Raw genomic sequence first — 26,211 nt, 5'->3', positions numbered from 1 at the left:
GTTCATCTGCAAGGCGTGGGCGTCACAACCGGAACGCTTCAAACTCGATCCGCTCCAGCAAATGCCGGGACTAAACAGCTAGAGCACTCCCGCCCTCTAAAGCGATTTTACATCATCCGGAAACTGGGCGCAGATCGAACCACCGAGGCAGAAACGGAGAACGCCAGCTCTGCGGAGTAAGGTACGGACTGCAACAACATTGCGCGACGGCGAAATTCGCCGCCGAAACTACGCTATTGCCGCCGTTTGTACCCTCACTCCCACTCAATCATCAACAGGAATGCTAAATACATGATTCTTCGTGTAAATTTCGTCAACTTCTTCTCAATATACCGTCAAAAATACCGTCGGATTCCTACGCTGTTGAAAAGGCTACAACAATGTAGCCGCTCGTTCGGCATGCACACTTTTGACTGCATCATCTATCGCGAATGTTTCGAGTAGCCCAGCCGGCTCAGTCGCAAGATGTTATGAATCGGACGCGACGGCCATAATCCGCACGACGGCTCCGAACTCAGCGTTCCAGGTACGCTCCGTCGGTGCGGCTTCATTGCAGAGCCCGGGTTTGGCGAACAACGGTTCCGCGTCGTGACGCGCCCCTTACATTTGACCTACATATATGAAAGGCGGATGGTGGGACACTCAGCAGATACCAACAGCATCGTGGCCGGAGAGACACTTCTTGTAGAAGATCACGGTATATCCGTGCAACGTCCCTTCCCCGCGGCTAATATAGCCAGCCGTCTCATAGAGTTTTTGAGCCCCTTCTTGGATTGTGGTCGTCTCGAGCACTATGTATTTGAATCCGAGAGCAACGGCTCGCGATTCCAATTTGCTAAGAATTCTCCTTCCAAGCCCTCGTCGTTGAAAGGCGGGATCGACCCGCATACGTTTGAGCTCTGCGATTTCTTCGTCGACAGGCTGCAATCCGCCCATAGCTGCGAGCTGGATACCAATATGCCCAACCACGAAGTCTCCGCCAGACTCGATATATACTTCTCCGACATTACGCAAATCATCCTCCCACACCCCTTCCGGACCATACACACCAACAGCCTCGGATGCACTCCTATGCAGGTGCCATACATTATCGACATCCCCACGTTCAAACCTACGAAAGACCACGTCGTCTTGAGACATCGACCATCACCTATTGAACGCCGGCGGGGCTGGAGCCGCGCCAGTTTTCACGCAGACAATTGCGCCAGCTAGCTTTGATCCGCCGCCGTTAGCAGCCGTTGTGAAAGCACAGCGGCCATGCTTTCCGACGCCTCAACTCCAGCGATGGGGCGACCTGGTTCAATCGTATGTTTAAAAGCCGTCTTCCGATGCATCCGGGTGAACCGATCCAGCGCATCGACACAGGATGCGTACAGCTCTCGGATTTCAGTGCCTTTCCGCTCCACGACGGGCGAGACGGTTGCTATTTTAGGAAAGGCTGCTTTGCCTTCAAGCCAGCCTGGCCAGACCCCCGCGCGCCTCTTATCTGATGACAACCAGCCAAAGACCGCACCAATGCATCCTCTGGGATAGTATTCTGACAGCCGATAAACATCCCGATAGAATTGCGGTTTTTGGCGGAAGATTTCTTCACCGACGAGTAGTACAGAGACCGCGACAACGCTGGCCGAGAACCGGCCACTTGGAGCCAGCCTATTCTTGAAAGGGTTTTTTCCGTAGAACTCGCGAAATTCGCCAAATAGACCAGGCGACATATAATCATGAAAGCGCGTCAGAATGTAATTCGCCGACTCCAGGCGCTCTAGGCAAGACACTGGCGCGCATCCGCCCTGACCTCGTCACGCAACGCAAGCAGGGTGTCGATTGCAAACTGCAAGTCTCTCTCAATGAGTTGGTGACCCAGGCAAAAATCTCGCTCCTCGACGCCAGCTGAGTCGAGACAATATACGCGCGGATCGCTCTCTACTGGATTGGTAAGGATCATATCTTCATAAGAAAGAACATCTATGCTAGGCTGCCGCTTGCAACTTAAGTCTGCAATACGCCTCAGACGCTCCCCTACCGCTAACTCGGCATCGTCATAGTTAAGTCCCGCAAATGCAGACATCTGGTAAGCAATATTCACGAGATATTGGATGTCTGTCTTGGCGACTCCAAACTCCGACTGGGTCAGATTCAGCAGGTGCGCCTCGTAGTCCTCTCCCGCTAGCATCATGTTAATGCTACGCCCAAGCGCCTTGACCGCTTCAGCTCGCTGTTCACTATTTTTGATCTCCGCGATACGGTGCGGGAGTTGGTCGGCGACAAAATCGCTAACAATGCCAAGCGGGCGTATTCGCAGGCGGTGATTGATGTTGTCAGCTCGGTGAGAGAAGATCCCCCGCACGGCCCGCTGATCTGGCAAGGCCGCGGAATAACTCGGCACGTTCATTTCTTAAGGGCTCCTTTGGGTCTTTCCTGGGAAGTCAAGGCGCGATGGAATTGCGCTCGGCAACATCGCTGTCAGCTTGTTGTGCGTGGCGGAGTTCGATGAGCGGCCCCGCTCGGTGGTTTCCAGACGCGGACAAAGGTTAGGGAATGGACTTATGGTGCAGGTCTGTGGCATCGATTGATCGAATCGAAGTCATTTTAACTCCGGCGTAAGGATTGCGAGACCCCGTGGTCGTGCGAGTCCTTTGCGGCGACCATGCAACCGGCATGCCAACAGAGGTTTTTTGCGGGGCTGCTCTTGAAAGACGGGAAAACATGGCACGACTGCCCCGCCGACAGAATACTCGCGGACTCAGCGTTGGTTTTCGAACAACCCCGTCTGTAACCGCACACGACTGAACTGTAAGACAGTTGTCGAGCACGTGAAAATAGATGCCTCGTGCGCCCTACAGATCACCCCTAAGTAGTAACTAGAAGCGGTGGGGCAGGCCGAGACCTCTCACGACAAAGGCACTCTGTTAGCCTAGGCGCCTGCCGAACGCGTGGGCGACGTTGGCATCAACCGGCGGGCTGATGCGTCGAGGGCAACAAGCGCGCCTGCCGCAACGCTGCCAGATCAGCCGAGCCGGTGCAGAAGCAAGCGACGGCCAACTGGCGGATGACGATCTCGAAATGCGCGACAACCGCCTCGGTGGACACCGTCGCCGCCCGCAGCACGCCGGCCGCCTGCCCGGCGATGTCCGCGCCCAAGCGGATGGCCTTGGCCACGTCGACGCCGTCGCGGATCCCGCCCGACGCGATCAGCTTCACCGCTGGCAGCGCCCGACGTACCACCTGCACGCTGGCCGGGGTCGGAATCCCCCAATTGGCGAACGCCATCGCCACTGCACGATCGGCGGCATCGCGGGCGCGCTCGCCCTCCACCGCGGCCCAACTGGTGCCGCCGACACCGGCGACATCGATCACCGCCACGCCCGCCTCGACGAGCGCAGAAGCCACCGACGCGGACAGGCCGGACCCCACTTCCTTGGCCACGACGGGCACGCCCACGCTGCGCGCGACGCGAGCGATCTGCGCCAAGACTCCGCGCCAGTCGCGGTCGCCCTCCGGCTGTACCGCTTCCTGCAGCGGATTGAGATGGACTATAAGTCCATCGGCCTCCAGCGCATCCACCGCCCGGCGCGCCAGGTCCAGCCCGTCGGCCTCGCGCAGTTGCGCGGCGCCGATATTGGCCAGCAAGGGGATGTCTGGGGCCAGGCGGCGCAACTTGCGCGTCAGCCCCTGAGAGTTGCGGGATTGCAGGCTCACGCGCTGCGAACCGACGCACATGGCGATCCCCAAGGCTTGCGCTGCCTCGCTCAGATGCCGGTTGATCGTCTCGGCGCGCGGCATGCCGCCGGTCATGGAGCTGATCAGCAGCGGCGCGCGCATGGTCTTGCCCAGGAGCGAGGCACGCAGGTCGATCTGCGTCAGGTCCAACTCGGGCAATGCGCAGTGTGCGAAACGGATGTCCTCCCACCCGGCGGCGACCGTGGCCGGCGCCATTCGCGGATCCAGTAGGATGTCAAGATGATCGTCCTTGCGCTGGCTCAGGGCGGTGTCGTTCATGCTCGCTCCATCAGTCGCATCGGGCGACGGCGTTGCGGCGGATCGGACCGATGGCAGCGCGCGCACGCCGCCGCCTCCCGCGCGTTCAGGACGGCCCATGCTGGCCTGCGTCGCTGCTATAGCGGCTAGGCGAGGTCTGGTAGTACTGCGCGCGGATAGCCGCCATGGCCTCGATCAACGGTTCCCATGGCAGGGGTAAGCGTGCTTCCGCCATCACCCGGTGCAGCATGCGCGTATGGCCGGCCAGCTCGTCGTTGAGGAACTCCAACACGGGCATGGCCGGATAGCGCTGCAGTAGCAGGATCGCCGCGTTGTCGGCGTCGCCAGCCGACCTGTCCTTGTCGCGTCCATGCAAATCGTTCTGCAGGCGCCCTATCGCAGAGATGAGCCGCAGGACCTGGCGAAACGCCGGGCGAGAGCGCATGGTCGCCATGTCCAGCCCCCACAACAGCGACAGGCAACACAACACGTTGCTGTAGGCGATCGAATCGATGCCGTTTTGCAGGTACTCGGCGTAGGACCAGCGTTCCGCCCCTGCCGCCTGCGCGTCTCCCCCGCGCAGCGCCGCGCAGTAGCACCGAGTATCGTCGAGAAGCTGAGTATAGTCGCGACGGTCATAGGCGAGCGCGGCCAGCGAAGCGCGCAGCACAGCACAGCCCTCGAATCCGGGGAGCGCGCACGGCACGCCCTGCCCCAGCGCCTGCTCTACCGCGGCGAGTTGCTCCGGCGCGATCAGGCCAAGGTCGTTGCAATCGTCGAGCCAAAACAGCAGCGCCAGTTCGCGATAGAACGCCACGATCAGCGTTTCGTCCTGCGGATCGCGGCCGGTGCGGGCGCTGGTGTCGCGCAGGCTCGGGTGGATTCGCTGCAGGATGTACTGGCCGCCCCTGACCGCTTCCAGGGCATGCTCGTCGGCGAATCCGATCAGGGAACGCCCCCACTCCAGCACCTGGGGCAGCGCGCGTTCGGGCTGGATCATGGCGCCACTCCTCGTCCCTCGGCTAGAACGCGCCGCCCCCAACGAAGCGCCAGCCATAACCCGGCGAGTTCGGCCACGCGCACGACCCGGGTGGGGCAATACAGTTCCTTGCCGATCCACAGCGGCGTCTGCGGCAACACATGCGCCGCATAGCGGGCGAGCATCCACTCCAGCGCTCGCGCCACCGCCTGCGCGATGCGCCGACGCCCTGTCGGCCCTTCGCTCCCGTCCATCACGTGCAACGCGAACAGCGCATAGGCAGTTTCCTCAAACGTGGACGCGTGACCGGCGCCCCAGCCGCCGTCGTGGCGCTGCGCCTGCAGCAGCGCCGCCAGCGCGCGCTCGTCGCGCCAACGGGCCCTGCCTTGCGCCAGCGCAGCGACCGCATGCGCGGTGGGATACAGCCACGAGACGTGCCATTTTTCGTTGTCCCATAGACCGTGCGGATTGCGATTGGCCTCGACGTAGGCGGTGGTGCCGGCGGCGGGCTTTCCCAACATGCGCAACGCATGCAGGGCGTGGATGTTGGTCGACACCGATGCGTTGCGCTCGCCGGGGAAGGTGACGAATAGCTCGCCGATTTCGAAATGGCGCAATGCGTCGACCGACACGTCCCGGCCTCCAAGGCGCAGGACGCACAACGCAACGGCGGTGTCGTCCGCATCGGCCGCGAAGTGCAAGGCCGGACCCAGACCGCGCACGCCCAGGCGGGCGTCGAGCTGCAGGACGATCACGCGCACCGCCTCGGCGAGCGCGGGATGCGCGAACAGCCCGGCCAGATGCAGGGAGTACAGCGACCAGCATGGCTCGAATACATTGATCGGCCAGACGTTGGGAACGACACCTTCTATGCCGCTGCACGTCGCCCGCGATGCAGCCTGCAGATACGCGTCGGCGCGCCCGACCTGCGGCGTGCTCCCCTGTGTCGCGGCGTGCGCACGCCACGCGGCGGTGGCCGCCGGACTGATGCCGATGCTGCCGTCGTCATCCGGGCATGCGGCGGTCGACGAGGTGCCCCAGGCCTCCCAGGAGTGCAGCAACGGATGGCCGCTCGGCAACGTCGCCACCGCACCTAGCTTGACCAGGCGCGCTTGCCGCAACGGCAACAGCGCCGGGTGGCGCGGAAACGCCACGCCGCCCAGCAAGGATGCGGCCTCGCTGCACAACTGCGGAAGAATCAGCTCCGCGCCGATCGGCGCGTCTTCCGGCACCGCATGCGCATAAGGATCGGGCTGGCGCTCGAGGAACCGAGTTGCAGTCTGGACTGCATCGGCAGCCCCGGGAAGAGGATCGGCACGCTGCAATGCCAGCAACGCCGCCCAGGTGGGCGCATGGCGGAACAGCGGGAAGTCCGTGCTTCCCCATCCCCCATCGGCTTGTTGCTGCGCGATGAGCCACGCGTAGGCATCCTGCCGACCGGTGACGTTGCCGTGGAACTGCAGAACTCGCGCCGTGTCGTAGACGGACGGACCGACGCTGCCGCCGTCGCTCATCTCGCTCAGCAGATGGCGCAGTTCGGAAAGGATCTGTTCGGACAGCGCGTTCACGCGGGATGTTCTTTCTGCAGGCGGTTGACGAGAATCAGGTTCGGGCAGACGCCGCGCACCTCGTCGCAGCCGTCGCCCGGCGCATGTGCAGCCCCGGACGGCAGCCCTGCTCCGGCGCGGGGACGCGCGCCAATGCCGGCGCCGGTCCGCCGAATAGGCTTGCGCGCAGCGCGCCGTGCGCCGCGGCCGCGCTGGGCAACCGTTGACCATTGCCGCGGACTCGGACACGGCGCAGCATGCACCGCTGCCGCCGGCCGATCGCTGCGGCACAGGGGCGACTCCATGCGGACGGGCGAGCTCATGCGCAGGGCGTGTGCTGGAAGAGATACGCTTTGGCCCGCTGCAGCATCTGCCCCAACCGTTCCGCACGCGGTCCCAATGGGGCGATGGCCTCCCCGGCGTCGCGCAATAGATCCAGCGCGAACTGGCGCGCTGCCTGCAGGCCCATGATCGAGGCGCAGGTCGGCTTCTGGGCTGCCGCGTCCTTGCCGGGGGTCTTGCCCAGCGTCGCGGTATCCGCTGTCGCGTCGAGAACGTCGTCGACCACCTGCAACGCCAGGCCGAAACAGGCGCTGTAGCGATCGAGCGCACAGTACAGCGCAGCGTGCGGGGCATCCTCCGCGATGGCGCATAGCGCGCCCATGCGTACGGACGCGCGCACTAGCGCTCCGCTCTTCATCCGGTGCATCGCCACGATCCTGTCCAGCTCGACGTCCTTTCCGACCAGCGACAGATCCATGGCTTGACCGCCTGCGGCACCCTCGGCGGACACCGCCTGCGCCAGTTCGCGCACGAGCGCTATACGGTTGTTGCCCGGCGCATCCAACCTCGCCAGGGCCAGAAAGGAGTGCGCCTGCAGCGCATCGCCAACTAGGATCGCAGTGGCTTCGCCGAACTTAACGTGCACGGTCGGAAGGCCGCGGCGAAGCACGTCGTCATCCATCGAGGGCAGGTCGTCGTGGACCAGGCTACAGGCGTGCATCATCTCGATGGCTGCGCCGACGTCGTCGAGCATGTGCGCCGGCGTCTCGGCCAGTGCGCCGGCAGCCAGACAGAGCAAGGCGCGGGTGCGCTTCCCGCCGTGCAAGGTGGCATAGCGCATGGCCGCCATCAACTCGGTCTCACCGTCATTTTCGGCGCAAAGGAGACGCGCCAGCGCCTGTTCGACCCGCTTTGCGCCGTCCTGCATCCAGATCTCCGGCAGCAGCCTGCCGGACGCGCCGCGCGCCTGAGCGCCCAATTCCCCGGGCGCGGAAACGCCAGTTCGGTCGTTGTGTAGCGTGGAACCGGTCTGCATGTTGTTCATAGTCCTTGTACCTGACACGGCCACTGCGAGCTCCGAACCGCCGCGGTATTGCCGGTGTCGCACTGAGTGCAGCGCGCCTTTCCGGCGCCGCTGCCCGCCAGACGGGGCATGCGATGCCAGCTCATGAGAATCCGATGCGGACTGCCATGGACGGATGTGCGGTCGGGTAATAGCGTCGGCCTTTTTCGACACCGCTCAGCAACCGCGGCCTCACCCCGGCCCCGTGCATGGTCAGCGCCAAGGCGATGCAGAACTGCACCATTTCCAGCCATACCAAGTGGTAGCCGATGCAGACGTGTGGGCCGGTACCGAACTGCAGCATGTCCACCGGCCGGATCGGCCCTGTGCGTTGAAGCCACCGCGCCAGCTGGAACTGATCAGGCGACTCGTGCAGCAGCGCCGAGGTCGAGAAATGCAGCAGCGGGATGCACAGATGGGTGCCCGCCGGAATGCGTCGTTGGCCGAGTTGCAATTCCTGCAGCGCGCGACGCGGCAGGAGCGTGGTCGCCGGATGCATGCGCAGCGTCTCGCGGAACAGCGCCTCGGCGACCGGACACTGCGCCAGGTCCGCGTGCCGGGTCGGTACCGCGCCCACGCGTAGCGCCTCCTCGACCAGGGCGTCCCACAGCACAGGCTGCCGAGCCAACTCGATCACCATCCAGGCCATCGTCGAGGCGGTGGTGTCGTGACCGGCAAGCAGCAGCAAGCGGATGTTGGCAACCAGTACGTCATCGGAGAGCACATCGTCACTGCGATCGAAGGCGCTCACCATGTCGTTGATCAACCCGGTGCGCGCGGCATGCGCGCGCGCGTCGCGGACGAACTGGCGCAGCTGCGCATCGATCCAGTCGCGGGCGGCGCGGCCGCGCCGCAAGGGCAGTCCGGGAAGGTCGATCGGGGGCGCGACGATCAACTGCAGCAGTTGCCGGTACTTTCGATGCCATCCCGGCAGATCCTGCGCGGGGATTCCCATGAGGCTGAAGATGAGCTTGAGCATCAGGTCGCCGGTTTCGCGCAGGATGGTTACGTCGCCGCGGTCGCGCCACGCCTGCACCCGCGCTCGGATGACGGGCGCGAACAGGTTGCCGATGCCGGCCTGGGTCAGCCCCTTGGGCAGGAACGCCGCCTTGATCGCATCGCGCGCCTGGCGGTGCGGGCCGCCGTCCTGGGCTACCAACGTTCCGCCAAGCAATTCGGGCGCGATCTCTTCGATCAGCGCCGAGGACACGTCCTTGTGCCGGAGCAGTGCGAACGCATCCGGATCCACGCAGGTCATCAGGTGTCCGGCAGGGCCGAAATCCAACCAGAAGTGGCTGCCCAGCGTCCGTTCCCCGCGCCGCAGCAGGCGCGGCAGGTCGCAGACGATGGCGGGAAGATGCCCGACCAAGGGAAAAGCGCCGGGCATGATTGGAATGTCGTGCCGCAGCCGGTGCCGACGGTCCAGTGGGTTGAGCAGCATGTCCATCAGCAGCGCGGCGCCGCGGCCGCTTCGGGGATGCCGCCGGCAGGCCGCGCTGCGGGGCTGTTGCCACCGTCGGCGAACGTCGGCACATGCGCCAGCATGCCGCCGTCGACGCACATGACCTGGCCGGTAATGAACGCAGCATCTTCGGAGAGCAGGAACGCCACCAGCGCGGCCACGTCCTCGGGGCGGCCGACGCGCGGCAGGAGCTGGTGCCGGCGCAGATGCCATTGCATGCACTCGTCCAGCTTGGCGAGGAGACGCTCGGACATGATGAGACCCGGCGCAACAGCGTTGCAGCGAATCTGCGCATGACCGTACTGGGTGGCGAGCGAGGCCGACAACATGTTCATCGCCGCCTTCGACGCGGCGTAGGACGTCTGCGCGGTGTCACCGCTGAGCCCCTGGCACGACGACATGTTGACGATCGCGCCACCGCCGCGGGCGATCATCCGTGGGATGGCCTGTCGGCAGCAGAGCAGCGTGCCGCGCAGATTGGTCGCCATAGTCTCATCCCAGACCGCCAGGTCCAGGTCGAGGATCGCGCAGTCGCGTGGGGTCAGATGCATAGCGCTGGCGTTGTTCACCAGCAGGTCGACCCCACCGAAGTGCCGCTCGGCCGTCTCGAATAGCGCTGCCACCGCCTCCGCATCGGCGATGTCCGCGGCCAGGGCCAGCGCGTGGCTCGCTTCGGCCGCGATCTGCGCGGCGCAGGCGATGGCCGCCGGGCCATCAATGTCGGCCGCCACCACTCTGCCGCCCTCTCGTGCGATGGCGAGGGCGCATGCCTTGCCGATGCCGGCGCCGGCGCCGGTCACCACGGCCACCTTGCCTTCAAACCGTCCCACCGTGTCCTCCTGAGTTGCCTTGGTTTTCGCGGCGTGCCGCTCAGTCTCCGCCGGAGAAGGCGCAGGGTCGGCGCCGGCGCGCTCGTCATCGCTAGCGTCGCTTTCGATGACCCGAATGGCGGCGACCGGGCACTGGCTGGCCGCGAGCCGCACGGCGGCGTGCAGCGCCTGCGGGACCGTCGCCACGCATGATTCGGCCACTCCGTCCGGTTCGCGCTGACGAAAGGTGCCCGGCAGCGTCAGCGCGCACTGCCCGGTGGTTCCGCACAGATCCTGGTCGACCACGACGCGCATCTCAGCCCCCCTGCGCATGCAGCCGCACCGGCAGCGCGCGGAACGTCCTGAGGAACGCGGAGGGCTCCCTGGTTGGCTGCTCGGCCAATGCCATCGTGGGAAAGCGCGCCTGGATCCGCGGCAGGCTCTCGGCCAACTGCACCCGGGCCAATTGCGCACCGAGGCAGAAGTGGATGCCGTGGCCAAAGCTCAGCATGATCTTCCCGTCGGTCGACATGCCAGGACTGGTGCCGTAGAACCGCGCGGGATCGAAGCGGTCGGGATCGGCGAAGGCGTCCGGGTCGCGATTGCCGGCCGCGATCAGCACGCGCACGTCCGCATTCTTCGGGATTACCACGCCGCCCAGTTCGATGTCGCGTTGGGCGATACGCGGAATGGAGCTGAACATGGCGGGCGCGTCGCAGCGCAGGACCTCTTCGACGAATGCCTTCACTCCCACGGCGTCCCCCTGAAGCCAGTGCCGCTTTTCGGGAAACGCCAGCATCGCCAGGACCCCATGGTCGATGCTCGCAGCAGTGGTGGCGAAGCCGCCCAGCAGCATGCCCCACAGCATGCTGATCAACTCCGCATCCGACAGCGTGTCGGCATCGTCGTCGTGCGCGCCGACTAGCATCGACACGATGTCGTGGCTGGGATCGGTGCGTTTGCGCTGTATGAGGTCGCCGAAGTAGGCCTGCACCCTGGCGCTGGCCGCGTCCGCCGCGGCGAGCTGGGGATCGCTGGCGTGCGGGCTCAGGCCTTCTAGAATGGCGCCGATGCCAGTGGCGAGCCCGAACATGTCGTCCTTGGGCATGCCGAACAGTTCGGCGAAGACCAGCATGGGCAAGGCCAGCGCGAATTCCCGATGCAGGTCCACCGCCTCCCCCCGCTCAAGCGCGGGCGCCATGCAGTCCAGGCGCTCTGCGACGATGCGCGCGATGCTCGGCCGCAGGTTGTCGATCTCGCGCATAGTGAAATCGCGCGAGATCAGCCGGCGCAGACGCGTATGCGTCGGTGGTTCCTTCATCGCTAGCGTGGACGCCAGCAGACTGAGCGACAGGCTGGTCGCCGCACGCGGGAAATAGCGCGCCAGTTCGCCCGGCGCTGGTCCCCGAAACGCATCGCCCGTGGCCTTGAGCACCCAGTAAATATCGACGTGGCGGCTCAACAGAAAGAGGCCCGACGCCGCGCGATGCACCGGATCGTGCTCGCGCAACCACCGCATGAACGGATAGGGGTCGTGGATACACGCTGGCGACGCCAGCTCGGCGAAGGCATCCCCGCATGCTGCCGTGGTTTCTTGCACGTCCATCTTGATTACCTGTTGGCTAGCTGATCTGACCGGCGCGTTCTAGGCGCGCCGGCAAATTGCAGAGAAGATCGCGATTCCGGGCGGCGTCCGCACATCACCAGAGCACCGGGAACTCCTCGAACCCGCCAGTGATGATCTCCTTGCGCAACTTCAGCGCTTCGGGCGCCACGGCCAGGCGCAGCGCGGGAAAGCGCCGAAAGATCGAACCGACCACCACCTTGAGTTCCAGCCTGGCCAGCGCCATGCCAATGCAGTAGTGCGACCCGTGGGAGAACGCCAGGTGGGGGTTTTCGTCGCGTCCGATATCGAAGATTTCCGGGTTATCGAAATGGCGCGGATCGAACGACGTCGCCGGCAGGCCGACGAGCACCTTGCTCTCCGCGGGAATATGCACGCCCGCGATAGTCACGTCGGTCCTCGGATAGCGCATGACGCCGTCCCAGCCCGCGCCCGGCGGGTACATGCGCAGGATTTCCTCCACCGCTTTGTCCACCAGGGATGGATCGCCGACCAGGCGTTCGCGCTGTTGCGGATGGCGGAGCATGGCCAGCAGGCCGAATTCGATCTGCGCAACGGTGCTCTCGTGCCCCGCCACCAGCATGCCCGCAGCCAGGCCGATCGCCTCTTCCTCGGACGCCTTGCCCTGGTCGACCGCCGCGAGCAGATCCGTCAGCAGGTTGTCGCCCGGATCCTGGCGCTTGTCCGACATCTTGCCGCGAATGTAGGCGCGCAGTTCTTCCCAAGCCAAGCGAGACGCGCTGCGCGGACCGCTTTCATGCTGATGCGTCATCACCTCGTCGGACAGTCCGGCGAAAAAAGCGTGATCCTCATAGGGCACGCCAATCAGCGCGCTGATGACCATGGCCGGAAGCGGAAAGGAGAGGTGGCGCTTCAGGTCGGCGGGCTGGGGCTGGGCAGCCAGCGTCTCGAACAACTGCGCGGCGATCGCCTCGACCTGCTGCGCGAGCAGTTTCACCCTGCGGTTGCTGAAGGCCGGCGCCACGATCGTGCGTAACCGGTCGTGCTCGCCCCCCTCGTGCGAGACCAGCCACCCCGGCGAACCGAGAATTACTGAATCCGGAGTGAATGCCGCTGGGGGCATTCCCGCGGGGCGGAACGCCGCATCGGACAGCGCCGCCTTGGCCTCATCGTAGCCTGTCACCCACCAGCCTTCGTGCCCGGACGGGAAGCGCACGCGGTGGATCGGACCGTTGGCGCGTAGCGCCAACATCTCGGGCGAGGGCTCGATGTGATCGACGCGCCACATCGGCAACGTCGGCAGTGGTTTTTGGGACATCGTGGCACTTCAGTCTCTAACCTATGGAAGGGCGAAAGGCGCTGCGGGCAGCCAATGACGCGAGACGGCATGTGGACGTCCGCGGCGTAGCCGACTTATCCTGCGCCTTCGAATTGAGGATAAGGCGAGTGTGGTAGGCCGGCCTTTGAGTCGTAGCCGGCCATCGACATTTCGTTCACAAGGGTCGAAGAGGGCGGCAGCCTGTTTGGCAGCGGCGGTTTCGCCGGGGTTCCCTTTCCATAGAATGCTATCTGATGCGGATTTGACATTTTCGGCGGCTCCGGCTTGCAACGAAGGAGTTTCAAAACTCGTGCCAATTTGGCGACCCAGCAGAGGAAAAAATATTTTACTATTTTCAGTGAGTTAGCCTGAGGCCAGACAGCTCGGCGAAATAGGTCGGTGTCGCGGACCCGACAAAAGGCGACAGAACAGGTCGGAAAGCGCTCACGCCAGACTGGCGACTTCATGAGTTGTCTGTCCCGGAACGATGGCAGGCCGGCTGACCTTTTTGAACCAAGGGCCACCTCTCATGTAGTCATCTGGGGCGAACGAGGCCTGCTCGATGATAACGTCTGCCTCGCGGGACCCATTTCGGATGTCATGCAGATGATCTGCTGAAGGATCGTGTGACTGGCAACGTATCGACGGAGATTCGCTAGCGCGGCCTCTGCTGCAGCGAAGCCGTCGATGAAAATGAGGAATTGGCGAAGGCCATCGTCGAGACGGTCGGCCGAAACTGATCACAGAAGGAGCGGCCTGAGCCGTAAGCGTTTGGGTGAACACGTCGCGCCGGCCTTGAGCTGGGCACGGTTGGGCTTACCGCCCAGCTCTCTCACTTACCTACCGCACAGACCGACCGCTTTTGCGCTTGGCCGGCGCGTGCTCATCGGCCCCTACGCTGTCCTGATTATGAATGACTGCCAACTCGTCCCCCATTGCGGAGATCAAGGCCGCGACGCGGCCGCGCGCGGTAGTTGCGTGAGTTCCTCAATCAGACGCCGGCCTTCCGCGATGGCAATAAAATCGATGCGCTCGTCGACCGGCAGAGGCGGAGCGTTGCGGCTGGTCTCGTTGCCCGGCCAAGCCTTCGAAGAAAAGTGCGATCCCATAACACGATCGTTGCCCGCGGCGAAGGAGCAGGGCAGACGATCAAGTCTGCCGCCTAAAGGGGGCAAGCCCCTACCGCCAATTGGTCAAGATGACCGGGCAAGCCCCCCGGCTATGTCGAGCAGGCGGCAAGGCAGGCGCCAGCGGCGGGTCCAGCCTGCGAACTGGCAGGCCGTGGCCCGCCCCCAGCCGCTGATTGGAGAGATGTTGCAGAAGGAGCGGACTCTGGCTGAAAAGGTAGTGAGGCCGGCGACAGGCTGGTCAGCTTGTTCGAGTCGCATGCCAAGATCATCGCCAGGGCGAACGCCGCAAGCGGCATGTCAGCAATTAATGGGCGTCGCCGGCGAGCTCATTGACGTGATTTTATATTTCTGATTCGTTTCAACTGCGGCTCAGGTCGACACTCTTCACCTGCCGCTCTTCCACGCCGCAGGAATGCAGGGAAATTCACGTTCCTGCCAGCGAGCATGCGCCAGATACTCAAGCGCGATTGCCTGAGAAAGGTAGACGATCTGAGTTGGCTGGATCGCACGCGGGAGGTCGCCCAGTGCGATTCCTAGGGTTTCGGCATACGCTATGACTGTACGGTAGCCCGTGAGGCCTCGCAGGAACACATGCGAGCGCGGGTCAGGCCACAATTGACCAATCTCGTTAAGCATCGAGCGGCAACCATTTACGGGAGCTAACATTTCACGGACGCGCGACCTCGCTTTGGCAATGTAGTCCGCGCGTGTTTTCAAGTGGAGGCGTTCGTAAGTCCAGCGGTGCGCTTTCCATTTCTGATCGGCGACCATTGCCCGCAGGAGTGAAACCGAGCCGCCTTCCAAGATAAGCAACGGCACGTGCTGATCAAATTGCGCTACATGATCGTGCAACAGGGAGTTCGCCTCTGCGGCATAGATCTCTCCAGCAATAACTGGCCTTTGAGCAAGGTAGATTCTACGGGTGAACCGCAGTTCGGCGTTTGAGGGTCGGCCGCTTCCGACAGCGAGTTCGGGATAGCATTGAATTCGGTCTAGAACGAGCACCGGCGCGCCCGTACGCTGAGCGAGCTCGAGGGACGCGGCGGTTTTGCCGGCCGTCGTCGGTCCAATAATGAGATGCAGTCGCGGACTCATGACAGCGCAGCAGCAAGACGATGATTCCGGACGTGCGCAAACGCGTGTTGTAGCCAAGGAGTAGACTCGGAAGGTTTCTCACTCTGATATCGGGAGAGTGTCGGAGGAGGAAGGCAGGTCCAGTCACTTACCTCAGCCGGGTTGCGCGCCGGGATTCCGTTGCATACAGCCACGCACAAATGATCAATTTCGCGCTCGATCAGTCCAGGTTCGACGCGCGCCTCATATTGAAACACGCCGGCTGGCCGCTGTCGGCAATCAAGTCCCATCTCTTCTTCGAGCCGGCGGTGAGCGGCAGTCAAAGTCGCCTCACTTGATCGGGGATGACCGCAGAACATATTATACCAACAACCCGCGAGTGATACTTCACTGCCGCCCGACGCTGCATCAGAATTCCAACCGACCTATTGACCAAAAAATCGACAATGCTCGGTGCAGAAGCCTCTTTTGTTTAGCAGTTACCTTGTCCTCGTCATCGACGAGCACGACTTTTTCCAGCGGGACTTGGAGGAGCCGCTCCCAGCCGGTATCGCAGCCGTGCCCTAGGGCCTCCTCATCTGTTTGCAGATGACTGAACCGAATGAACGAGCGATGACTGGCGCTGCAGCTCGGTACAAGGAAAGAACACGGTTAGGCTATATGGTGTCGAGCTTCGCCGCTCGGGGAAGGATTTCCAATCTGGTGCTTTCATCGTTTGAGCATGGCCGAGATGACATGCCGGACAAGGGGAGCATGTTGGGCGAACCGAAGCCCAGCATGGCGTGCAAGCCGTGCCACCGGTTGCTCGCTCGAGTAGAGACCGACGAGTATATTCGTAGCATGGTAGAGAGGCGCCGCAGACAGGCGCAGCCACCTTTCGTATCTGTGCAGCATGGCGGGATCGGCAATGTCACGGCCGTGGCGCCTTGCAGTTAAGACTGCATCGGCAAGTTGCTTTTGGCTGCTGAGACCGATGTTGAAGCCATGCGCAGTCACCGGATGCATTCCGATAGCAGCGTCCCCGATGAGTGCCGCGCTCGGAGCCTTGAATTTGTGCGCCCACGTGGTGACCAGCGGATAGGTGTGGCGGTTGCTTGCCAATTCCATCTTCCCGAGACGGCCTCGACACCGGTTCGTCAATTCCAAGAGGAACAAATCGTCGTTGAAGGCAAGCAGTCTGTCTGCCTCGCTTGAGGGCAGAGTGAGCAGCAACGAGGACATCCCCTCCCCGACAGGCAACATCGCTATCGTTTGATGATGATCGAACCATTCGGTTGCCACCTGGTGATGGGCGCCCTCATGTCGCACCCGGCAGATCAGCATCGAGTGGCCAAGCCGATTAATGTCGGCGCCGATGCCGAGCAGATCACGCGTGGGCGACAGGCGCGAATCCGCGGCAACAACAAGCCTGGCGCTCAACTGCATGCCGTCAGAAAGCGTTATCACTGCTCCTTTGTGGCTGGTCGTTGCACGGACAACCGGGTGGCCGCACAGCAGAAGTGGATCATCACGCAGCCGAACGACTTTGAACAAGGCATCGCGAATGCGGCAGTTCGGGACCAAGATTCCGAGGGGTTCTCCAGACGCTGTGGGAGCGTCAAAACGCAGTGCGAAAGCGCTCGAACCGTTGAGCACGCGCGCGCCATAAAGCGGCGATTTCTCCGAAGCTGGGATCGTATCCCAAGCGCCGAGCTGGCGAAGGATTCTGATGGAGGCGGAAGTCAGAGCGATTTCGCGGCCATCGAAAGGCGCATTCGCGAGACGGTCGATGGAGTTCTGTTCAACAACTGCCACCTTGAGTTGGCTTTGGGCGAGCGAAGCGGCGAATGAAAGGCCGACCGGCCCGGCTCCCACGACAACAATATCGAAGCTATGGTTAGGGCTGCACATCACCGTACCGCCATGGGTGGATTGTGCAGGGCAGATACAGGTTACGCTCGGACCGGTGCTGTGCGCCGCCTTCGGGCGACTGCGTCGCCCCAAGGCGCAGGGCAGTAAAACCCGAAGCATACCATCGGTTCAATCGCGGACGCGCATGATTGGACCGGTCATAGTTTCTTCGCAGCCAAGCGTAAGGCCAGCCAGCAAGCGAGCTTCTCACAGTGCCGGCTGTTGACGGGCAAAGCGCCACAATCACGCTGCGCACAGGGTCGGCGCGCGTCAGCCCAGACCCACGGAATGATCTGGCCGCCGCCCGCGCTCCCACATCGCCTAATCTGGCTCTGCTCATTCTTCGCGGCCGTTTTGATCGAAAGCGCGCGCGGCTCGTCGAAGCAGCAGAGCCGACCGCTACGGTGAAAAGCCAAAACCGTCGAGACGGTGACACTGGCGACCAAACTCCACTGAGCATTCGTTCTCCCTTGCAGGGCCGATAAACCACGGTGATGAGGAGATAGTCCTGATCTGAATCAGTCAGACGCGTTGGAAGGTAGCGCGGGCTCCCGCTCCACTGGTGATCGCGATCTCGCACTCCCGTACGCCGCGAACTCCGCACGTGCACTGGCAACGCAACCACTGTCTGAGAGAGGCTTTTCACAATCAACGTCAAGTCGGGCCTGGGAATTGCAAGCTGCTGAGCATCCGCACCTTGTTCCAGAACATGGACAGCGGCTTCATTCAGCGTTCCAGATCGTCATCCTGGTCGATGAGGATCCGCTCGGCGGCGCCGTCGAGATCCTGATATTGACCACTGCTCAAGGCCCACACAATGCCAGACAGCCCCAGCGCGCCGAGAAGCAAAGCCACCGGAATGAGATAGACAAGCGTCGTCACGACGGCTGCGCCGATGCATGAATGCCGGAACCAGCGGCTGTCGAAGAAACTCTCGTCATCCGGTTCGGCGCAAAGCCTTGCAGACGCAACGCGTTCCCGATCACAAGCAGCGAAGAAGCGGACATGGCAATCGCTGCGATAAGAGGCGTGGCGTGGCCCAGGATGGCGATCGGCACGGCGACGGCGTTGTAGACGATCGCAATGGCTATGTTCTGGCGGATCAGGTGCCCCGCCTTGCGCGAGACGTCCAGCGCGAGCGGCACTGCCAGAAGACTTTCGCGCAGGAATACGAAGTCGGCCGCATTGCGGCCAACGTCGGCGGCGGTGGCCGGTGCGATCGAGACATGCGCCGCGCTCAGTGCAGGCGTGTCGTTGAGGCCGTCACCAACCATCAGAACCTTGTGTCCGTCCTTGGCCAAGGTCTCGATGCCTTCGACCTTGCCTGACGGCAGCAGGCACGGAGCGAAGTCGTCGACACCCAGCATTTCTGCAACTTCGGCGCATGCGCCCCCAGTATCGCCCGACAGCATCTGCACCGACACCCCGGCGTCGCTCAATCGCTTGATCGCCGCGCCGGCGTCGGCGCGCAGCGCATCCTCGAAATTGAAGGTCGCGACAATGAGCCCGTCTTTTGTCAGCACCGTTCCGCCATAGCCATGTTTGCCTTCGCCGCCGGTCCGGGCCTTCCATCCAGCCCATCCGCGTCGACCTAGCCGCCAGGTGCTTCCGGCGTCGGTGGCTTCGATGCCAAACCCTGGATGCTCAGTGACGGCATCGAATTTGTGTTGCCCGCCAGGAGCGGCAAAGCCGGTTATGGCCTTTGAAAACGGGTGACGCGAATGCGCTGCCATGTCTCCCGCGATTGCCAGCATGGCCGGATCGATCGACGATGCATTGACCAGCCGGGGCTGGCCGAGCGTGAGGGTCCCGGTCTTGTCGAACACTGCTGTATCAATTGTCGCCAGGCGCTCCATGGCCGAACCGTCCTTGACCATGATGCCGTTCTCGAACAGGCGCCGCGCGGCGACCACCTGCACGATCGGCACGGCGAGGCCGAGCGCGCACGGGCAGGTGATGATCAGAACGGCAATGGCGATGGTTGTCGCCCGGTGCCAGTCGCCCGTCGCCGCCATCCAGCCAAGGAAAGTCACGAAGGCGGTGAGATGAACCACCGGAGCATAGAGCGCTGAAACGCGATCGGCGATCCGGCGATAATGCGCGCGGCCGCCCTCTGCGGCTTCCATGAGCCGAACCATTTCCGCCAGAAACGAATCTTTCGCGGCGGCTGTCGCCTCAATCGTCAGCGGGCCGGTCAGGTTGAGGACACCAGCCTGCACGGGCTCGCCTGCTGCAACGCTTCGGGGCGTGCTCTCGCCCGAGACAAGCGAACAGTCCAGATCCGATGCCCCTTGAAAGATTTTACCGTCGACGGGTATCCTTTCGCCGGCAGCAATCAGCAGCTGCATCCCTGGTTCGATCTCGCCAACCGGCAGATAGTCGCGTGCGCCCTCGCCGCGCAGCACCATGGCGCCACGCGCCGCAAGCTGCGATAGGCCTTTCACGGCGGTCCGGGCACGCTCCCGCATGACATGATCCAGCGTGCGGCCGATCAAAAGGAAGAACAGCAGTGATACCGACGCGTCGAAATAGGCGTGATCGCCATGGTTGATCGTCTCGTAGAGGCTCATCGCGTAAGCGAGCGACACCCCAACCGCGATTGGCACGTCCATGTTCATGCGGCCATGGCGCAGTGCATTCCAGGCCGAGCGGAAGAAGATGCCGCCGGCGAAGGCGAGCGCCGGGATGGCAATCAGCGCCGAGACCCAGTGAAACAGGTCGCGGGTAGCCCCTTCGGCGCCGGACCAGACCGAGACCGAAAGCAGCATGATGTTGCCTGCGGCAAAGCCCGCGACAGCAACGGCGCGGATCAGCTCGGCAAGCGTCTTGTCATTTTTATCGATCTCGGCGGCGAACAGATGCGCCTCGTAGCCCAGTCGTCCCAGTGAAGCGACGAAAGGCGGCACCTTGTCTCCACGCCATCGGATCGCGACCCGCTTCGTCGACAGGTTGACACGCGCGCCTTCGACATTATCGAGTTTCGCCAGCGCCGTCTCGATCGTCCGGATGCAGGCTGCGCAATGAACCATCGGCACTGAAAGATCGGTCTGACGAAGATCGTCGCCAAGCGAGCGGCTCGCGAGCCTGATTTCCTGGCTGGATGGCAGCACCGATGCCACGCTGCCCAGGTCCAGCGCCATTTCGGCGCCCGGTGCACAACAGCTCATTGCAGCGCTCCATGGGAGATCATGATCCGGCGGACGTCGCGATACGGTTTATCCAGGCCGGCGTCGGCGTCGATCTCGACGATCCAGACGCCGTCCTTGGGCATATGCTGCGCGGCGAATTCCTGGCCGGAGCCGAGCGCGAGCGTGACAGACTCGTCCTCTTTCTCGTAGGCCGGATGACGAAACAGCACCTTGACGCCATGCAAGGGAACCGGCTTGCCGGCGACGTCGGTGAGGCCATAGCGAACTTCACCCCATGCGATGGTCAGCTTGCCGGTCCAGCCAAGGGCTGCCTGTGCCCGTCCTTCCGTGGCCTTCTTGTTGAATTGCTGGCTCGCCACATAGGTGTTTTCGACGACGAGGCCAGTCCAGCTTGTGCTGGCGAGCGTCGCCATGGTCAAATTGACCGCGATGATCACGCCGAAAAAGGCGAGGATGATGGCCAGCATGTGCCTGCCGGTAAATTCACGAGGCTTTTGTACATTGGCGGTCATCTGGGGGCCTCCGGCGCGTTGAAGGTGGCGGTGTACTCGTTCGATTCGAAGCTGGCTCTGTCCTCGACGCGGAACTTGAAAGTCTGCGCCGGCGCGCGGATCTGGCCCGCGGGCTGGCGCACGAAGACCTTCAGCATTTTCAGGCGGTCGGGTTCGACCGGAATGGCGAATGAGCGGCCTGCCGGGATGTCGTCGCCGACGACGACCATGTCGGCGCCTTCAAGGCCCTGCATGGTGACGACGAGCGTCCGCGGCTCGGGGATCATGTTGAGCAGCTTGACGGTATAGCCATTGCGGATGGAGCCGTCGGACAGCGTGACGAACTGAGGATTGCGATCATGCAATACGTTCAGTTCGAGCCGATCGCGCGTCAGCAGCGAAAAGAGCAGGCCCAGGCCGATCAGCGACCAGATGCCCATGTAGACGTAGGTGCGTGGCCGAAAGATCTTGCGGATGTGAAAATGCGCTAACTTGTCGGAGAACAGGCCATCAGCGGTCCTGACCAGCGGCGGGTTGACTGAACTGGAGCCGCCCGCGGTCGCCAGCATCATGTTGGCGTTGTAATCGGAGAGCGTCGCGTAGGAAATCAGTCCGCGTTCCCTGCCGAGCTTGCCCATGACGCCGTCGCAGGCGTCGATGCAAAGCGCGCAGGTGATGCATTCGAGCTGCTGGCCGTCGCGAATGTCGATCCCCATCGGGCAGACCGCGACACAGGCATTGCAGTCGACGCAGTCGCCGACCGACTGTCCCGCGGCTTGCACCTTCTTGGCATGACGCGAACGCGGTTCGCCGCGCCAGTCATTGTAGGTGACGGTGAGAGAGTTTTCATCGAGCATCGCCGCCTGGATGCGGGGCCACGGGCACATATAGGTGCAGACCTGTTCGCGCATCAGACCGCCGAACGTGTAGGTGGTAGCCGTCAGGACGGCGACGGTGATGTAGGCGACGGGTGCGGCGGTGCCGGTGAAGAGTTCGCCAACCAGCGTCGGCGCATCGGCAAAATAGAAGATCCAGGCGCCGCCGGTCGCCACCCCAATGACCAGCCAGACGGCGTGCTTCGATACGCGCAGCATCAGCTTGCGGGCGGTCCACGGGCCGGCATCGAGTTTCATGCATGCGTTGCGATCACCCTCGATGGCGCGCTCGACGACCAGAAACAGATCGACCCATACCGTCTGCGGACACGCATAGCCGCACCAGGCACGCCCGACAGTCGAGGTAATCAGGAAAAGACCGACGCCGGCCATGACCAGAAGGCCGGCCACATAGTAAAATTCCTGCGGCCAGATCTCGATGAAGAAGAAGTGGAATCGCCGGTTGGCGAGATCGAGGAGCACGGCTTGGTCTGGGGCAAATGGACCTCGATCCCATCGCAACCACGGTGTCAGGTAGTAGATGCCAAGCGTGATCGCCATCACCAGCCATTTGAAGCGGCGAAAGCTGCCTGAGGCGCGCTTGGGGAAGATTTTCTCGCGTCTGGCATAATGCGGCTGGCGCGGATTGGGGGAATTCATGGCCGAGGCTTCGAGCCGTTCTATTCGCGTACTACTGCACACATGCGTCTCCACTCCCAGCCAATGTCCGAAGCGTGCCGCATTGATGATGCGGCGCAGCCGAAATGGTGTCGAGGCCCGGCTCGCGCCGGGCCTCGTCGCTTGGCAGGGGGAGGCCGAGAATAGGGCTTTCCTTCCTATTCTCCGCCGCCAAGCGAATGGACATAGACCGCAAGTTCCTTGACTTTGATCTCGCCGAGACGGCCGACCCAGGCCGGCATGACTCCCTGTTTCGGTGCACGGACCTGCGCGGCGATGGCTGCCTCGCCGGATCCATAGAGCCAGATCGCATCGGTCAGGTCGGGCGCGCCGAGCTCCTTGTTGCCCTTTGCTTTGTCGCCATGACAGCCCACGCAATTTTCAGCAAAGACCTTGGCGCCGGGCTCGATCAGACTTGCGTCCTGGACCTCGCCGGAAAGGCTGGCGACGTAGGCGCTGACCTGAGCGATCTGGTCAGCGGCTATGATGTCGCCAAAGGCAGGCATTTCCGACAGGCGCGTGTCCGGATCGGACGCGAAGCGGATCCCGTGCGTAATTGTCTGCTGGATCTGCTCGGCCTTGCCGCCCCACAGCCAGTCGTCGTCGTTGAGATTGGGAAAGCCCTTGGAACCTTGGGCGCCGGAGCCATGACATTGGACGCAATTGATCTTGAAGGCGGCGCTACCGGCGGCAATGGCGAATTCGCGCAGGGCATCATCCGAGACGATTTCCCAGACACTTTTCGACTCCACCGCCGCGATGTATTTGCCCTTCGCTGCTTCCGCATCCGCGAGCTCGTGCTTGACGTCATTGCGGCTCGAATAGCCGAGAACACCCGTCGTCGCCGAGTGCAGCAGCGGCCATGCCGGATAGGCGATCGTGTAGCCGATCGCCCAGACGATGGTGGCGTAGAAGATGGTGATCCACCAACGCGGAAGCGGGTTGTTCAACTCCCGGATGCCATCCCATTCGTGGCCGGTGGTTGGGACCCCAGAGATTGCATCGATATGCTCGTCGCTCATGATCACTCGTCCTGAAGCGGAATTCGGGCAGCTTCGTCGGCCTGAGCGCGGCTTCCGGGGCGGAGCGCGAAGACACTTGCCCCCGCAAAAAAAAGCGCCATGGCAAGCAGACCCCAGCTATCCGCAAACTCCCGCATCAAATTGTAATCCATGGAAAACACTCCTCAGCGGTAGCCGGCGGCTTCGTCGTAGTTCTTGAAATCGACCAACGTGCCGAGCATCTGCAGATAGGCGACGAGGGCGTCCATTTCAGTGACTTGTTGCGGATTGCCATCGAAGTCGCCCACCTTTGCTTTCGGATAGCGCTTCTCGAGGCCGGAGGTGTCGGCATTCGGGTCAGCCTGCGTTTTCAGATCGGCATTGGCGTTGGCAATCATGTCATCCGAATAGGGGACACCGACGCGCGCATTCGCAACCAGATGTGTCGAGAAGTCCTTCACCTCGATCGGTGCGTCCTTCAGGAAGGCATAGCTCGGCATGACCGATTCCGGCACCACGGAACGCGGATCCGAAAGATGCGCGACATGCCATGCATTGGAGTAGCGGTCACCGACCCGGGCCAGATCTGGCCCCGTCCGCTTCGATCCCCATTGGAAGGGGTGATCGTACATCGACTCGGCTGCCAGGCTGTAGTGGCCATAGCGCTCGACCTCGTCGCGGAACGGCCTGATCATCTGGCTGTGGCAGACATAGCAGCCCTCGCGCACATAGATGTTGCGTCCGGCAAGTTCGAGCGGCGAGTAGGGACGCATGCCTTCCACCTTCTCGATCGTGTTGTCGAGATAGAAGAGGGGTGCGATCTCGACGATGCCGCCGACGGTCACGACAAGAAGGGAGCCTACGAGAAGAAGGGTGGCGTTCTTCTCGATAATGGCATGTTTGTCCATCAAGCCCATTGGTTTGGCTCCCTGGCAGGCTGCAGGACAGGCGCGGCACCCGACATCGGCCTCTCCTCACGCTGGTGGCCGAGGATGGTCATGGCGATATTCCAGGCCATGATCAGGGCGCCGGAGAGGTACATCGCCCCGCCGATGGCGCGCATGACATAGTAGGGGTGCATGGCGGCAACGGTCTCGGCGAAGGAGTAGACCAGGAAGCCCTGCTCGTCGTATTCGCGCCACATCAGGCCCTGCATGATGCCGGACACCCACATGACCGCGGCGTAGACGACGATGCCGAGCGTCGCCAGCCAGAAGTGCCAGGTGACCAGCCGCAGCGAATAGAGCCTGTCGCGGTTCCAGAGCTTCGGAACCATGTAGTAGATCGCGCCGAAAGAAATCATGCCAACCCAGCCGAGCGCGCCGGAGTGCACGTGACCGATGGTCCATTCGGTATAATGCGACAGCGAGTTAACCGCCTTGACAGCCATCACCGGGCCTTCGAAGGTCGACATGCCGTAGAAGGCGACGGCCATCACCATCATGCGGATGATGGGATCTGTGCGGAGCTTGTCCCAGGCGCCGGACAGCGTCATCAGGCCGTTGATCATGCCGCCCCATGACGGCATCCACAGCATGATCGAGAACACCATGCCGAGCGTCTGCGCCCAGTCGGGCAGAGCGGTGAAATGCAGGTGGTGCGGCCCGGCCCAGATGTAGAGGAAGATCAGTGCCCAGAAATGGATGATCGACAGCCGATAGGAATAGACCGGCCGGTTCGCCTGCTTGGGCACGAAGTAATACATCATGCCGAGGAAGCCGGCAGTCAGGAAGAAGCCGACGGCGTTGTGGCCGTACCACCATTGCGTCAGGGCATCCTGGACCCCGGAAAAGGCGGAGTAACTCTTGGAGCCTAGGAGAGAGGCCGGCATCGACAGGTTGTTGATCACGTGCAGCATCGCGATGGTGACGATGAAGGACAGATAGAACCAGTTGGCGACGTAGATGTGCGGTTCCTTGCGCTTCAGGATCGTGCCGAGGAACAGGATGAGATAGGCCACCCAGACGATGGTCAGCCAGATGTCGACATACCATTCGGGTTCGGCGTATTCGCGGCTTTCGGTGATGCCGAGCAGGTAGCCCGTCGCGGCCATGACGATGAAAAGCTGATAGCCCCAGAACACGAACCAGGCGAGATCACCGCCGAACAGGCGGGCGCGACAGGTGCGTTGAACGACGTACAACGACGTGCATAGCAGCGCGTTGCCGCCGAAGGCGAAGACGACGCCGGACGTATGCAGCGGCCGCAAGCGTCCGAAATTGAACCAGGGCTGAATGTTGAGATCGGGATAGGCCAGCTGCAGCGCGATGACCACGCCGACCAGCATGCCGATGACGCCCCAGAACATGGTGGCGATGGCGCCGTAGCGGATCGGATCATCCATATAAGCGGATCGGTCGATCGGAGTTGCCGGCTTGAACTCCGTGTTGCGCAACAAGATCCCGGTGAAGGCAGTAAGGGCAAAAAACAGCACCCACATGTGCTGGCGGAAAGGTCCGTCAATGCCGAAGCCGGCAGCCACCAGGGCTGCAAAAGCAAACAAGCCCACCACGACGATCGCTGTCCCGAATTTCATCGCAACTCCTGATCCCGAATCGGGCGGACGCCCAATCCGCTGTGCATCAATTGCGCAGCTGGCCTCTGCTCGCCCTGATCCATGTCAGGCGCCAGGTTTGTTCGGTAGAATCGAGTTCGCGCAAATCAGAAGGTGGCATACGGAAGCGCGCGACGGGCCTGCCCCGCTCACGACAAGTGGATTGAAGTCGAGCGAACGTCGAGGCGGGCGATATGTCGAGGCGTGCCCTCCGCGACTTGGAAGTACTGCTGCTAGCGTCGCTTGGAACGGCTCGGGAACGACGTAAATGGCGACATCGTCACTACCATTGCGGGTACGAGGACCTCAACGATCAATGCTTCATCGGCGAGCGAAACACTCATGG

21 protein-coding genes and 2 pseudogenes are annotated in these 26,211 nt (G+C 62.7%); all 23 read right to left on the bottom strand.

Features of this window, described 5'->3' with window-relative positions; translation table 11 throughout:
• Positions 1-642: 642 nt before the first annotated feature.
• Positions 643-1,140, bottom strand: coding sequence for a GNAT family N-acetyltransferase (locus tag AC0L2U_RS32045; RefSeq protein WP_473603332.1), 498 nt, complete (start codon positions 1,138-1,140; stop codon positions 643-645).
• Between the two features lie 68 nt (positions 1,141-1,208).
• The gene (locus AC0L2U_RS32040; RefSeq protein WP_473603331.1) at positions 1,209-1,775 is read right to left on the bottom strand and encodes a hypothetical protein; all 567 of its coding nucleotides are present in this window, start codon (positions 1,773-1,775) and stop codon (positions 1,209-1,211) included.
• On the bottom strand, positions 1,763-2,392 hold the full coding sequence (locus AC0L2U_RS32035) for a hypothetical protein (RefSeq protein ID WP_473603330.1): 630 nt from the start codon (positions 2,390-2,392) through the stop codon (positions 1,763-1,765). Before AC0L2U_RS32035 ends, AC0L2U_RS32040 begins: the two co-directional genes overlap by 13 nt.
• A 557-nt stretch (positions 2,393-2,949) precedes the next feature.
• Positions 2,950-3,999, bottom strand: a complete 1,050-nt coding sequence (gene fni / locus AC0L2U_RS32030; protein WP_473603328.1) for a type 2 isopentenyl-diphosphate Delta-isomerase — start codon at positions 3,997-3,999, stop codon at positions 2,950-2,952.
• An 85-nt stretch (positions 4,000-4,084) separates the two neighbouring features.
• A complete protein-coding gene (locus AC0L2U_RS32025; RefSeq protein WP_473603327.1) occupies positions 4,085-4,978 on the bottom strand; it encodes a terpene synthase family protein in 894 nt (297 codons plus the stop codon).
• Entirely contained in the window at positions 4,975-6,525 is a 1,551-nt protein-coding gene (locus tag AC0L2U_RS32020) for a hypothetical protein (RefSeq protein WP_473603326.1), read from the bottom strand. Before AC0L2U_RS32020 ends, AC0L2U_RS32025 begins: the two co-directional genes overlap by 4 nt.
• Positions 6,526-6,823: 298 nt before the next feature.
• Complete coding sequence (locus AC0L2U_RS32015) at positions 6,824-7,822, bottom strand: polyprenyl synthetase family protein (protein WP_473564481.1); 999 nt, start codon at positions 7,820-7,822, stop codon at positions 6,824-6,826.
• Between the two features lie 130 nt (positions 7,823-7,952).
• Entirely contained in the window at positions 7,953-9,296 is a 1,344-nt protein-coding gene (locus AC0L2U_RS32010) for a cytochrome P450 (protein WP_473603325.1), read from the bottom strand.
• Positions 9,296-10,141 (bottom strand): glucose 1-dehydrogenase, encoded by an 846-nt coding sequence (locus AC0L2U_RS32005; RefSeq protein WP_473603334.1) that lies wholly within the window; start codon positions 10,139-10,141, stop codon positions 9,296-9,298. The genes AC0L2U_RS32010 and AC0L2U_RS32005 overlap by 1 nt, the downstream gene beginning before the upstream one ends.
• Positions 10,142-10,309: 168 nt before the next feature.
• Positions 10,310-10,435, bottom strand: a pseudogene (locus AC0L2U_RS32000) (ferredoxin); the annotation flags it as partial.
• A 1-nt stretch (position 10,436) separates the two neighbouring features.
• Positions 10,437-11,726: a cytochrome P450 gene (locus AC0L2U_RS31995; protein WP_473603324.1), complete on the bottom strand. Its 1,290-nt coding sequence runs from the start codon at positions 11,724-11,726 to the stop codon at positions 10,437-10,439.
• Between the two features lie 94 nt (positions 11,727-11,820).
• Entirely contained in the window at positions 11,821-13,023 is a 1,203-nt protein-coding gene (locus AC0L2U_RS31990; protein WP_473603323.1) for a cytochrome P450, read from the bottom strand.
• Between the two features lie 1,514 nt (positions 13,024-14,537).
• A complete protein-coding gene (locus AC0L2U_RS31985) occupies positions 14,538-15,248 on the bottom strand; it encodes an isopentenyl transferase family protein (RefSeq protein ID WP_473603322.1) in 711 nt (236 codons plus the stop codon).
• A pseudogene (locus tag AC0L2U_RS31980) lies at positions 15,245-15,589 on the bottom strand (NUDIX domain-containing protein); the annotation flags it as partial. The pseudogene AC0L2U_RS31980 and the gene AC0L2U_RS31985, both read right to left, overlap by 4 nt.
• A 346-nt stretch (positions 15,590-15,935) precedes the next feature.
• Entirely contained in the window at positions 15,936-17,117 is a 1,182-nt protein-coding gene (ubiM, locus tag AC0L2U_RS31975) for a 5-demethoxyubiquinol-8 5-hydroxylase UbiM (protein ID WP_473603321.1), read from the bottom strand.
• Between the two features lie 726 nt (positions 17,118-17,843).
• Entirely contained in the window at positions 17,844-17,999 is a 156-nt protein-coding gene (gene ccoS, locus AC0L2U_RS31970; protein WP_473603320.1) for a cbb3-type cytochrome oxidase assembly protein CcoS, read from the bottom strand.
• Positions 17,996-20,284: a cation-translocating P-type ATPase gene (locus AC0L2U_RS31965; RefSeq protein WP_473603319.1), complete on the bottom strand. Its 2,289-nt coding sequence runs from the start codon at positions 20,282-20,284 to the stop codon at positions 17,996-17,998. Before AC0L2U_RS31965 ends, ccoS begins: the two co-directional genes overlap by 4 nt.
• Entirely contained in the window at positions 20,281-20,778 is a 498-nt protein-coding gene (locus AC0L2U_RS31960) for a FixH family protein (protein WP_473603318.1), read from the bottom strand. The genes AC0L2U_RS31965 and AC0L2U_RS31960 overlap by 4 nt, the downstream gene beginning before the upstream one ends.
• A complete protein-coding gene (gene ccoG, locus AC0L2U_RS31955) occupies positions 20,775-22,292 on the bottom strand; it encodes a cytochrome c oxidase accessory protein CcoG (RefSeq protein ID WP_473603317.1) in 1,518 nt (505 codons plus the stop codon). Before ccoG ends, AC0L2U_RS31960 begins: the two co-directional genes overlap by 4 nt.
• Before the next feature lie 176 nt (positions 22,293-22,468).
• A complete protein-coding gene (gene ccoP, locus AC0L2U_RS31950; RefSeq protein WP_473603316.1) occupies positions 22,469-23,332 on the bottom strand; it encodes a cytochrome-c oxidase, cbb3-type subunit III in 864 nt (287 codons plus the stop codon).
• A gap of 2 nt (positions 23,333-23,334) precedes the next feature.
• Positions 23,335-23,484: a cbb3-type cytochrome c oxidase subunit 3 gene (locus tag AC0L2U_RS31945; RefSeq protein WP_473564455.1), complete on the bottom strand. Its 150-nt coding sequence runs from the start codon at positions 23,482-23,484 to the stop codon at positions 23,335-23,337.
• 12 nt (positions 23,485-23,496) lie between these two features.
• Entirely contained in the window at positions 23,497-24,228 is a 732-nt protein-coding gene (gene ccoO, locus AC0L2U_RS31940) for a cytochrome-c oxidase, cbb3-type subunit II (RefSeq protein ID WP_473603315.1), read from the bottom strand.
• Positions 24,219-25,847, bottom strand: a complete 1,629-nt coding sequence (gene ccoN, locus AC0L2U_RS31935) for a cytochrome-c oxidase, cbb3-type subunit I (RefSeq protein WP_473603314.1) — start codon at positions 25,845-25,847, stop codon at positions 24,219-24,221. The genes ccoO and ccoN overlap by 10 nt, the downstream gene beginning before the upstream one ends.
• Positions 25,848-26,211: the final 364 nt, after the last annotated feature.

The sequence above is a fragment of the Mesorhizobium sp. WSM4808 genome (assembly GCF_055811675.1).
Note: the sequence above shows the minus strand (reverse complement) of the source record. Positions and strands in the feature narration are given on the sequence as shown.